Annotated in this window: 13 protein-coding genes; 3 read left to right on the forward strand and 10 right to left on the reverse strand. The window is 44.7% G+C overall.

Annotation, left to right across the window (positions count from 1 at the left end):
* Positions 1 to 234 precede the first annotated feature (234 nt).
* The 10 genes from EL84_RS05445 to EL84_RS05490 form a co-directional block, all read right to left on the reverse strand.
* Entirely contained in the window at positions 235 to 1206 is a 972-nt protein-coding gene (locus EL84_RS05445; protein WP_082218865.1) for an ABC transporter ATP-binding protein, read from the reverse strand.
* Positions 1203 to 2003 carry an ABC transporter ATP-binding protein gene (locus EL84_RS05450; RefSeq protein ID WP_047840984.1) on the reverse strand — a complete coding sequence of 267 codons (801 nt, stop codon included), beginning with the start codon at positions 2001 to 2003 and terminating at the stop codon, positions 1203 to 1205. The genes EL84_RS05445 and EL84_RS05450 overlap by 4 nt, the downstream gene beginning before the upstream one ends.
* Positions 2000 to 2854, reverse strand: a complete 855-nt coding sequence (nikC, locus tag EL84_RS05455; protein WP_082218867.1) for a nickel transporter permease — start codon at positions 2852 to 2854, stop codon at positions 2000 to 2002. Before nikC ends, EL84_RS05450 begins: the two co-directional genes overlap by 4 nt.
* Positions 2851 to 3798, reverse strand: a complete 948-nt coding sequence (gene nikB / locus EL84_RS05460; RefSeq protein WP_047840985.1) for a nickel ABC transporter permease — start codon at positions 3796 to 3798, stop codon at positions 2851 to 2853. Before nikB ends, nikC begins: the two co-directional genes overlap by 4 nt.
* Positions 3798 to 5348 carry a nickel ABC transporter substrate-binding protein gene (gene nikA, locus EL84_RS05465; protein WP_082218869.1) on the reverse strand — a complete coding sequence of 517 codons (1551 nt, stop codon included), beginning with the start codon at positions 5346 to 5348 and terminating at the stop codon, positions 3798 to 3800. The genes nikB and nikA overlap by 1 nt, the downstream gene beginning before the upstream one ends.
* Before the next feature lie 235 nt (positions 5349 to 5583).
* The gene (locus tag EL84_RS05470) at positions 5584 to 6105 is read right to left on the reverse strand and encodes an SUKH-4 family immunity protein (RefSeq protein WP_047840986.1); all 522 of its coding nucleotides are present in this window, start codon (positions 6103 to 6105) and stop codon (positions 5584 to 5586) included.
* A gap of 103 nt (positions 6106 to 6208) precedes the next feature.
* Entirely contained in the window at positions 6209 to 6619 is a 411-nt protein-coding gene (locus tag EL84_RS05475) for a hypothetical protein (RefSeq protein WP_047841102.1), read from the reverse strand.
* A gap of 65 nt (positions 6620 to 6684) precedes the next feature.
* Positions 6685 to 6984 (reverse strand): hypothetical protein, encoded by a 300-nt coding sequence (locus tag EL84_RS05480; RefSeq protein ID WP_047840987.1) that lies wholly within the window; start codon positions 6982 to 6984, stop codon positions 6685 to 6687.
* A 16-nt stretch (positions 6985 to 7000) separates the two neighbouring features.
* The gene (locus tag EL84_RS31190; RefSeq protein ID WP_082218871.1) at positions 7001 to 8218 is read right to left on the reverse strand and encodes a WXG100 family type VII secretion target; all 1218 of its coding nucleotides are present in this window, start codon (positions 8216 to 8218) and stop codon (positions 7001 to 7003) included.
* Positions 8219 to 8403: 185 nt separating this feature from the next.
* A complete protein-coding gene (locus tag EL84_RS05490) occupies positions 8404 to 9207 on the reverse strand; it encodes a DNA-binding protein (protein WP_082218873.1) in 804 nt (267 codons plus the stop codon).
* A gap of 172 nt (positions 9208 to 9379) precedes the next feature.
* Between EL84_RS05490 and EL84_RS05495 the strand changes: the two genes are divergently transcribed.
* From EL84_RS05495 to EL84_RS05505, 3 genes are all read left to right on the forward strand, one after another.
* Entirely contained in the window at positions 9380 to 9742 is a 363-nt protein-coding gene (locus tag EL84_RS05495; protein ID WP_047840988.1) for a helix-turn-helix domain-containing protein, read from the forward strand.
* Positions 9743 to 9852: 110 nt separating this feature from the next.
* Positions 9853 to 11001 (forward strand): DNA cytosine methyltransferase, encoded by a 1149-nt coding sequence (locus EL84_RS05500; protein WP_047840989.1) that lies wholly within the window; start codon positions 9853 to 9855, stop codon positions 10999 to 11001.
* Entirely contained in the window at positions 10964 to 11902 is a 939-nt protein-coding gene (locus EL84_RS05505; RefSeq protein ID WP_047840990.1) for a DUF4928 family protein, read from the forward strand. Before EL84_RS05500 ends, EL84_RS05505 begins: the two co-directional genes overlap by 38 nt.
* The last annotated feature ends 91 nt before the right edge of the window (positions 11903 to 11993 follow it).

An 11993-nucleotide genomic window follows, 5' to 3' on the forward strand; every position in this document is an offset into this window, starting at 1 on the left:
TAAATATGCAATTTCAAGATATTTGCTATTCCATCAGTATACGCTAGTTTACATCGGAACGTTAGCCCGGTTATAGGCCTGAAAGATATATTTGTTCAAAACAAGGAAAGGAACCCGGTTTTAGTGGGACTTGGGTGATCAAATGGATGCACTAAAAGCCGCTCTCGAATCTCTTCGTAAGGCGGCTTCATATTTATAATTAACGATTACCACCCCCGGCGTCTCCGGGAGTACTCAGAAGATCGAAATTAACTCTTTCGTATACGGATGGCGTTCTTCAGCGAACAACGCTTCTGCGCCAAAGCGGTCAACGATCTGACCTTCCCGCATGACGATGATACGCTGACTCATGCGATGTACCGCGGCCAAGTCATGCGAGATGAACACGTATGAAAGGCCAAGCGATGTCCGCAAATCGGTGAGCAACTGCAAAACTGCTCCTTGCGAGATCACGTCCAGGCTGGCTGTCGGTTCATCCAGAACAACAACGTCCGGTTCAATGCCAATAGCACGTGCAATCGTGACGCGCTGACGCTGTCCACCACTTAGCTCATGGGGGTAACGTCCAGCCAAATCGTTTGGAAGCTCGACCGCTTCAAGCAGCTTTTGGACGTATGCCTCCTTCGATGTGTAGGTAAAGTGGGACAGCTCGGCGTTCCGTCCAAGTTGTTCGTACGGATCGATTAGTGAATCGGCAATCTTGAGCTTCGGGTTTAGTGCTGCCATTGGATTCTGGAAAACAATCTGAATCTTCCGGCGATGAGGCCGCAACCGTCGGCCGCTCAGCCGTGCAATATCCTGTCCAGACAGTGTAATCGAGCCTGTATCTGCATCTTCAATCCTCAACAGACAGCGGGCGAGTGTACTCTTGCCACAGCCGCTCTCGCCAACCAGGCCAAGGCATTCGCCACGGTTCAGGGCGAAGGAAATATCATTCACAGCCGGTCGGTCTGCACCTGCATACGTTCGGCTGAGATGTTCCACGTGAAGCACAGGATTGCCAGGAGTGCTGAGCGATGAAGCATTGTCTGAACCGGCAGTATCTATATCCGCATCTGTAACTGCATGATCTGTTTCTGTAGTATCTATGACTGCATTGTCTGTGTCTGCATGGTTTACGTCGTTAGCAAAATCGTGGCTTCTCACACCAGATTCTTCTTCGGACTGCACGAGTCCACGATGTTCATCATTTGCGGTTGTCTTCATTCGGTTCCTGCCTCCTTCAATCCCGACTTCAGCGAGCGACTCAGAACGGGAGCCGCATCAATCAGCTGACGCGTATATTCATGTTGGGGATGATCGAGAATGCGATGTTTCCCGCCAGATTCGACGATCTGCCCTTCCTTCATCACAGCCAAGCGGTTGGCATAGCGACGTACATGGCGCCAATCATGCGTGATAAACAAAATGGCACATCCCGTCTCCGCTTGTTTGCGTGCCAGCAGTTCCAACACGCGATGCCCAGACACACTGTCCAGTGCCGTTGTTGCTTCGTCAGCAATCAACAGGCGAGGAGACAGCATCAGTGACGTAGCAATTGAAGCCCGCTGAAGCTGTCCACCGCTCAACTGGAACGGATAGCGACGCAGCAATTCAGCGCTAAGGCCAACCGATTCCAACGCTTCTTCAGCCCTTTTCTTGCGGAGGGCAGAAGACTTTTCCCCATGTACCTTCTGGTATTCATCAAAGTGCCCACCAATACTACGAAATGGCGTAAATGCTCCCTGATAGTCTTGAAAAATATATGAGATGCGGCTTCCCCGCAGGGCGCGCATCTCCTTTGGCTTCCGTTCGAGCAGGTTGCTTCCTTCGAACATGACTCGTCCCGACGCATGCAGGTTGGGCGGCAGCAGACGACCAATCGCTTGCGAGAGTAAGCTTTTGCCACTACCGCTCTGACCAACCAATGCCATGAATTCACCTTCGCGAACAGCCAGAGAGACTTGATCTACAATCGTACGATCCCGACTGGAGATGCTCAGTTCCTCAATGGAGAGAATCATGGCTGCACCTCCTTCTTCACGTCAAACCGGTCTCTTAGATAGTCGCCCAGCATGTTGGCAAGCAGCACTACCGAGACAATGGCAAGACCCGGATAGATCATTAGCTCCGGCCGAGACTGGAAGTAAGGCCGTGAGTCGTTCAGCATCGCACCCCATTCAGGTGTTGGCGGCTGTGCGCCAAGGCCAATGTAGGATAATGAAGAGATGAGCAGAATGATTTTACCCAGATCAAGACTGGCCAGCACAAGCACATGGCCTGCGATATGCGGAAGCAGATGTTTTCTCATGATACGACCGTCCGAAAGTCCGTTGGTCCGGGCGATGCGAATGAAATCCTTTTGGGACTCCGATAAAACCGTACTTCGAACGAGACGCGCATAGCTGACCCACTTTACGATCACAATCGCCAATACCAGATTACCGATTCCCGCGCCAAGCAGGCCACTGAGCACAATCGCCACGATGGTATCAGGGAAAGCGAGAAAGGCATCGGCGATCCGCATGAATAACTTATCAACCCAGCCGCGTTTGTATCCTGCAATCAGTCCAAACGGAATACCGATCAGCAGTGCAGCACCGAGTGCCAGCAAGCTATAACCCAGTGTTTGGCCGCCGCCAAGCAGCAGACGTGTCAGTACATCGCGGCCCAGATGGTCGGTACCGAACGGATGGAGAGCACTTGCGCCCTGCAATCGTCCGCGTAGATCCGTTAAGGTGTGATCATGCTTCAAGTATAAAAAGGCATATAAGGAGGCCGCGATGACCAGCAGTGCAAACAGCAGACCAATGATCGCCTGCCAGTTATGTTTTTTAGATTTTGTCGTTGGAATGAGCAGGGGTATGGTTTTCATCGGTGGGCCTCCTTTTCCTTCAGTTTCATTTCGGGATTCAAATAACGATAAGATAGATCAACCGCCGTATTCACGAGGAATACCACAATAGCCATGATCAGGATGTAACCCTGAATCAGTGGATAATCACGCTGGCGGATAGCATCAACGACAAGCTTGCCGATACCCGGATAAGCGAACAACACTTCAATCACGACAACTCCGCCAATCAGGCTACCGAGACTTACGCCAAATACCGTAATGACAGGCGGCAGACTGTGCCGAAACGCGTGAAGCATGAAGATCCGACCTTCGGATAACCCTCTTGCCCGGGCGGACCGAACAAACTCCTGACTTAGTGAATCCAGCAGGCTGGAACGCAAAAGACGCACATAAACGCTGGAGATGGCAAGTCCCAGCGTCAGAGATGGCAGAATAAGCGAGGCGAATCCATCCCGACCCATGGTCGGCAGATTGCCAAAGCGTACGCCGAACATATCGATCAGGATTAGACTCAGCCAGAAGCTTGGCACCGCCGCACCCACAATGGAGAGCATCCGGCTGCCGCGGTCAATCCAACTGCCACGATGGAGTGCTGATAGCGAGCCGAGCGGGATAGCTATAACAAGCATGACCAGCAGTGCGCCAATCGTCAGTTCAGCCGTAGCAGGCAGCGCACGCATCAGGGTCTGCATAACTGGCTGGCCTGTTGAATACGATACACCGAAGTCGAGACGAACAAAATCGAGCAACCAGTTGCCGAACTGGACAGGAAGCGAATCATTGAATCCCATCTCCTCGCGTACAGCTTCGACCTGCTCCTGACTAACAGACAGTTCGTCCACATTCAGGATCGTCAGCACGGGATCACCCGGAGCCAGACGAATGAACAGGAAGCTCACAAACATAATGAACAACAGAAAGATAAATACTTCAAGGAACTTCCGAAGCAAAATGCGAAACATTACATCACATCCAGCTTATTGGTAATCATGTAATATTCACTGCGAGTGGTAACCCAGTTCTTGATCTTCTTGCCGTTGTAGGCAACGATCGTACCTGGATGCAGCACGAATGAATTCAGTACGTTATCATGCACATAGTTGGCTGCCTTCTCGGCAAGCTCTGCGCGCTTCTCCGGTGCAACTGTGAGATTCAGTTCGTCGATGATCTTGGTCAGCTCTGGATCTTCCGATCCGCTGAAATTAAGGGCACCCTTCGGATGGTATGTTGCATTCAGGTAATAACCAGCATCTCCACGAGGGGCCGTCAAATTACTGTACGTTGCAATATCCCAGTCGCGATTAGACGCCATATAATCTTCTGGCGTGTCAATCTGGCGAATCTGCACGTCGATACCGATCTTCTTCGCATCAGATTGGAACACTTGAGCAATTAGTGGCAGATCGGCACGAGCCGAATATGTCAGGAGCGTCAGCTGCAATGGTTTGCCATCCTTGGTCATCAAGCCGTTTTGCTGCGTGTACCCTGCTTCGCCAAGATATTTTACAGCGACATCAGCTCCGGATTCCGTTGCTGTATCCGTATAGGTTGGTGCGAATGGCAGCGATGGCAGGAACGGCCCGATGGCTGCTTCGCCATAGCCGAGCAGGATCGTGTCCACGATACCCTGACGGTCAATCAGCGCGTCCAGCGCACGACGAACATTAAGGTCCTTCATACTCTCCCGCTGCATGTTCATCGTTAGTTGATGCACGCGGAACGTCGATGTAGATTCAACGGTCATGCCGTCCATCGCTTTGAGCGATTCAAGACTCTCTACTTCCGGACGGTATACAATATCTACCTGCCCAGATTTGAGCGCTAGTGTGCGGGCATTGGCATCTTCATTGAATGAGAACGTAATGGAATCCAGAGGCGATGCTCCATCCCAATATTTATCATAACGATCCAGTTCCAGTTTGCTGCCTGGGGTAAAAGAAGTCAGCTTGAACGGACCCGTACCAATAGGCTTGTTCACAATATCTTGCTCACTCACGTCGATAATCGCCGTGTTAGGGTTCACCAGTTCGGAAGCGAACTCCGGAAACGGCTGAGTTGTAGTAATCTCCAGCTTGTCGCCTTCGGCTTCAATCGTATCGATCTTCAGCGCGTTCTGGATGGCTACATTCTCTTCCAGTGCCCGCTCAAGGGATGCCTTAACGGATTCGCCTGTCATTGGCTTGCCATTCTGGAAGGTCACATCATCTCGCAGGTCTATCGTCCAATGCTGCCCGTCTTCGCTCTCCCAGCTCTCGGCGAGCCATGGAGCAACAGTCAGATTCTCTTCATCGAGACGAACCAGCGTTTCCGTAATGCCCGCGCGCAGCGGCACATAGCTAGAATCCACATGTGGATCTAGCGAACTCGTGGAGAAGTTATATAGGAAATGAACATTTTTATTATCGGTGGATGGTTGCGCAGCGGGACTGGACTCAGATGATCCGCAGGCGCTCAACAGTCCAGCGCTCAAGGCCAAGGAGACCAGCGCTAGCAGTGGCGTCTTTTTATTCAAGGTAATGCCCCTCTCTCTTAATCGTAATCATTATGATCTAAACAATGAGTATTATCATATCGTAATGATTACGTTTTGACAAGAGTTATGTTGGTGGTGAAACGAGAAAAAATCCGACTCTCGGATGAGAGCGGATTCTTCATGTTTTTTGTTACATATGGGGGCTTGATTAGTAGGTATTTTCTTTACGATCCGGGTTGTTTACAGGTAGAACCATGCAAGATTACTCGAAAAGTTACAATCCAGTTTCGTAGTCTTCCAGCATATGTGACCAGTAACCTTCGACATTCTTCATTGCTATCGGATCAATCTTCTCAAAATAACCACGAAGTGCTCTAGCATACTCATCTGAGGTATATGTACCTTCCATTCTCATTTTAGTTGCCAGTTCACTTCTAATTAGATGAAACAAAAAGAAGGTTCCCAAATTCTTATTGAGCATATATACGTTGGACTTATCCAATGATGATGTTGTGAAAAACATATCGCTCCCTTGTTTTAGATAGAGACCATACGAGTCACGCATACCATAACTTACGAAGTGACCAATCTGAATATATTCCTCTCCTTCAATAACTTTCACTTGGAAAGCTTCAGATTCATAAAAGGAAAAATCATCATACTGTTCTGGGACTCCTATGTCGATTAAAAAATGAGCATTCTCTTCACTTATGCCCAAATCTTTTAGATTAGTGAAGTCATAATGAATTATTTCCGTGTCATAATAGTCCTTTATCTCTACGATATCAAAATCCATGCTTTCACTCCTAAGCGTTACGAAAATGGTAACGACTAAATAACGCAGCCCTAGCAACTGCGTTATCGTTTGATGGTGAATTTTTTCATTCTACTAATTTCACCTATTTTAACCCCTTAAGAAATTCCTCTAATATTTTTTGGCTGGCAGTGCCTGCTCCTGAAATTGCATTATGCACACGATCTAATATCATTGGATGATTTATAATTCGTTGCTTATGTTCAGTAGATGTGTAACTTCTTAATGTATCTATACATATTTCAAACAACTCGCTGTCTTCAACAGAAAGTAGAGAAAGCAGGATTTCAAATTCTTGTGTGTGCTGTGTACTATCTAGACAGTAAGCCAGCTTTTTCTTCCAGTACAGTGGCTTATTCAACACCTCAATGGTTAACTGATCCCAATCACTTTGTCCGAAATCCTCCAATAATTCTGCTACTATAATACAACCGTCATCATACCAGGAATCAACTGTCGTCACAGCCGATAAAAGATTATCTAATTGTTTGTACATATTAAACATTAACCTCTATCTTAGTCATCTCCCAGTTTGATCCTACTTTCTGTATACTGGTAAGATTAATCCATGTAAGAAATGGCCGTCTTGATAATATTCGTTAATTTTAATTCAGGATATTTTTTATCACATTCCTTGAGGGTGTTAATATATTCTGTACTTTGGAGATTATAAGCTATTTCTTCAAACACCTCACTAACCCAAATAAGTTCGTCCTTACTACAGTTCTTGAGGAATTGAATCGTCTCATCTTCATTTTGGCTTAGTATATTAATTAGTTCATCTCTGTATTGCTCAATTACTGGATCATTCATATGAAGAGCCGCTCTTTTTCGTATTACTTCTCTTGCCTCTTGAATCATTTATAATGACCTCCCATTATGGTTGTTGTGTAGCATCAGGAAAAATTGTTCCAATCTCTCCATTGGTTTTAATAACCCCAACTCTAACCCCATTATATTCTCCATAGACAACTACACCATCAGGTTTAGAAGCATTTTGTGGTTTATTCACAACACTCTCTCCTGCTTTTGTAATATCTGAATCTGACCAGCTTTTAGGAAACCAAGCTTGATTACTTCCCTCTCGTTTCGCAGGGGTCTTATGCTCAGGGATATTACCTGCTCTTACACCATTTGAATACGTTTTTTCAATATTATATTCAAATCCGTTGGCCTTAAGAAAATCAATATTGGACTGTCCATGTCCTCCGCCTTTCATCTTAGAAATCTTCCCATTCTTAGGGTTAATAGTGAAATCACCTTTGGAGGAATGTTCCAATGCTTTAGGGCTCAATGATAGACCTTTAACACTTCCTTCTAGGAATTTACTATTTCCTTTCTCCTTCGCCTTAGCAGCCTCAATATGCTGCTTAATCTTCGCCACTGCGGGATTAGAAGCAGGCAATCGGTAAGGCCCTTTACTGCCCGGCATGCTCCCACGAACCATCTGGAGCGCCATGAAAACCTGACTAAACTTCAGAGAGGTCACCATCATCTGAGCATACTTATCGGATACAGGCTCTCCCGTCGTAGGATGAATGCCCATCTCAAACGCCTTGATCTGTAATGCAAAAATATCTTCCCCAGGCGATTCAACGTTCACAGCTTGCATGCGATTAAAGTCTAGATTTCCCTGATCCCTCTGATAAGCCTGAAGAGCAGCCTGATCCGCAACACCATTCTCGTTGACAGGCATCCATACCCATTTACCAAACATATTGACTTGCGCCATCCGATAGCCCTTGTCACCCGAACCTGAATCACCCGTTGATTTGGTCATCATAGCTACGGCACCGACTGCTCCAAACGCACCACCCAGACTTACCTTCTGAGCATCTGCATCTTGGAAACGCGTGGCGATAACCTTCAATTCCTTGGATGTATTCACCATACTCTCCAGCGCTTTATCCAGTATAGGTCGTGACTGCTCGAACTCATAGTAAAATCGCTCCTGCGTCGCGCCCATCCACATCATCTGAACGAACATGATCTGTCTCGTCAGATCATTTCGTATACTCTCTAACTGTTGTCTGGCTTGATCCACCTGATTCGATACGTGATGTAGTTGTTCAGGGGTAACTTTGATTGTACTCATACGTTTCTCCGCTCATTCAAAATAGGATTATCCTATGTTAGCAGAAGTGTAATACGTAAACTATCCGGCTAACATCCTGATTTCACCATGGTAAAAACACAAGCTGTGCTCCTCTTCGGTGCTGTGGTCCTATATGCATATACCCACTTCAAGGCATATCCTATCAGTTTCAGTAAATACCTCTCCTACTTCATTTCCTCCAACATCACCCGATATCGTCCAATCTGCTCCGCTGTCGCCCCTTCCCGCAATACTTCCAACAATGCCATGCACTTTATAAAATACCGATCCATCCCAAGCTTATCCGCTAACCGAATAGCCTGCAAAATGAACTCCACGGCCTCCTGCGGTCTTCCCATCCACTGTTCGTACAGAGCTCGCTGATAACAGTAATGGTACATATCATCGTTGTTTAAAGAATCCATTTCTCTGCCATCGCCCTGTATCTGATCCTCGAACACATGTAAAACCCGATCAATCTGCCATCTATGCCGCACTGCTGCTTCCGTAATCACTTTCAGACCTGCCAACCCTTCCTCCGGATGCTCAAGCAAAAAGTTCACAAACTCCTCCAGCAGTTCCACCTGCCCGGCTTCAATCTCAAGAGCATACCGATTCACCTGTGCCTTATGCTTAAACTCCTGCACCACCTGCATACCTACCTCATCTAGATCCTCCATCCATCCCAGATCTGCATATTGATCGATATATGCCCGTGCCTGAGCTACCTGTCCCATCTTCTGGTGAGCCATCCCCCGCATTAAGTGACTGAACCCGTAATAGTAGACCAAGGGCCGATCGATGTGTATATGTGGCGCAGGCACTCCCTTTGACTGATACTCCTGCCGCTCTTCATGGATCGACTGCACACATTGATATAACATGTCCGCCCTCTCCATCACCTTGTTCCAATTTTCAAAAGCCACAGCCATCTCCAACATTTCAACAATGATGTCCGGTTTGAGTGATTTTAGGATAGATTTCCGCAAAGACAAGCCCTCCTTTGATAGTAAAGGCAAACAGATTTCCTAATTACTCCTGTGAAGTAATGATATCCGTTCATTATACTACTTAAAATGCGTAAATAACACCATTATTGCTATATATTTTAACCTGACTTTTATGACCCATCTTATCTAAGCTTGTTATGAGGTGGTTATAATGTCAGAGTTACGCCAATTAATAGGTATACGAATTAGAGCAATGCGAAATGCCAAAGGACTCACTCAACAAAAACTGGCTGATATTGCTGGATTGGATTATAGATATATCGGAGCATTAGAAAGAGGCGAAAGAAACTTTTCCATTGATACGTTGGAAAAAGTTCTTCTCGCCTTGAATGTCTCATTAAATGAGTTAATGTATGCAAAAAGTTTCAGCAATAATGATAATATACGACAAAGAACTATTGATAATTATATCGCTCTAACCAGTACATTATCAGATGATCAGATTTCTTCAATTTCCAAAATCAACCTAGAAATTATCAGAGCATTGACTAAAGACAACATGAATAAATTTTAAGATTTTATAACATTAAAAACTAAAACTAGAACGTTTGCTCCTATTCATATAGAATATAAAGAAAGTAGTTTTTAGACAATAACAAATTTTATATATGGAGGTGGTTGCTGATGTTTGCAATCCAAGAAAAACAAAATAAATCCACCTTTACTTTTTTAGAATTCTTCGCAGGTAGTGGGTTAGTGACTTATGCTCTAAAAAACTTTTTTAAAGCTGTTTGGGCAAATGACATAGATAAAAAAAAGTCAATAGTATATAAAGAGAATAATGGGAGTAGAAACTTTAATCTAGATGACGTCAAAAATATTAATGGGGGAAACTTACCTAGGGTAGAATTATCATGGGCCAGTTTCCCTTGCCAAGACTTATCGTTGGCAGGGCTCTCAGCTGGAATAAATGGTAAAAGAAGTGGTGTGGTATGGGAATGGCTTCGAGTACTGGATGAAATGCAACACTTACCACCAATACTAGTGGCTGAAAACGTAGAAGGACTGATGTCTTCTGGAGGTGGAAATCACTATCGCGTTTTACATGAAGCCCTGAGAAGTAGAGGCTATAAAGTCGGAGCTATAATGCTTGATGCTGCATTATGGATTCCCCAGTCAAGACCTAGAATATTTGTAATTGCTATAAAAAAGGGAATAAATATTCCAAGTAAGTTAATAAGCGAAAGTCCAACTTGGCTTCATACGAAATCAATAATAAAAGTAGGTAATGATCTTCATGACTGGATATGGTGGAATATGCCTGTACCACCAACTCGAAAAAAAGATCTGGCTGATATAATTGAATGGGATGCACCATGTGACCCTGAAGATACGATTAATAAAACCATATCTCTTATAAATCCTCGCCATTTTGATAAATTTATTTCGGAAAACATACTTGTCGCCCCAGGATACAAAAGAACTAGGAACGGCAAACAAGTTCTTGAACTTCGATTTGACGGAATTGCAGGTTGTCTTAGAACTCCTGAAGGTGGAAGTAGTAGACAATACTTGGTTTTAAAGCATGAAGGTAAAATTAAAACTAGACTTCTGACTGTTAGGGAAACCGCTCGCTTGATGGGAGCTCCTGAATCTTATAAATTCCCTGGTTCATATAACGATGGATACAGAGCCATGGGAGATGCAGTTGCAGTTCCTGTAGCCAGATACCTAGCAAAACATCTTCTTGCAAATCTCGCTACACTTAATTCAGATCAAGCTTTAGGAGGCTTTTATGACAATTCACGAGGAACTCTCCAGACGATTATTTGAATTTAGAGAACAAAATAAACTAACAACAAAAGGTAAGTTAGCTGCGATTTTAATCACAACCAGAAAGGCTAAGATCGATAATTTACCACTTGATTTTTCCATTATGAGGACGGACAATAAGGGCCAAATTAAGGGATTAAGTAAATCCAATGTCCAAGCGATACTTAAAGAATACGGAATAGTACGCGTTCTCGCTGAAGAGGCTGGCAGAACAAGCCGGGGCAGTATCGGGTACGTAGAAGAATATGTTAACTTTCTAAACTTAATTAATCAAGAAAACATTATGGATCTTGATTTTGTTGAGAGATGGTGGGTTGACCGTATAATGGACTTTTTTACTGCTCAACCGTTTGTACTCAAGTATGATACAAGCAAATCACTAAGGACTATTGTCAAAGATCTACTATCTCAAGCAGTAAAACGTCAAAAAGATAATCCTGGGACAATGTATGCTGGCGCTGTACTTCAACATTTAGTGGGTGCTAAACTCTCACTTATTCTATCTGATGAATTAGTTTCAAGACATGGATTTTCTGTGTCAGACTCTGGGAGCGGAAGAAGCGGTGATTTCTTAATAGACGAGGTTGTTATTCATGTTACTACTGCCCCAAGTGAAGCATTATTGAGAAAGTGTCTACGGAATCTTGAGGCTGGCTACAAGCCTATCATCATCACTACCTATGAAAATATGGCTGGAGCAGAAAGCCTCGCTAAAATCCAAGGAATAGACGGAAGAATAGATATCCTTGAGGCTGAGCAATTTATAGCTACAAACTTATATGAATTAAGTAACTTTTTAACTTCGGAAAGAAAGGTTACTGTTGAACGTCTTATTGAGAAATATAACCAAATTGTTGCTCAAGTCGAAACTGATCCTAGTATCAAAATTTCGGTGGGCTAGAGTTAAATTTTTAATAATACTTGCCCTCTGGACTTCCCTAGGGGACAAGTATTATTTTAGTATTTTCCAATATACTTAAAGAAAGATACGC

It is taken from the genome of Paenibacillus sp. VT-400 (genome assembly GCF_001029205.1).
Classification (GTDB): domain Bacteria; phylum Bacillota; class Bacilli; order Paenibacillales; family Paenibacillaceae; genus Paenibacillus; species Paenibacillus amylolyticus.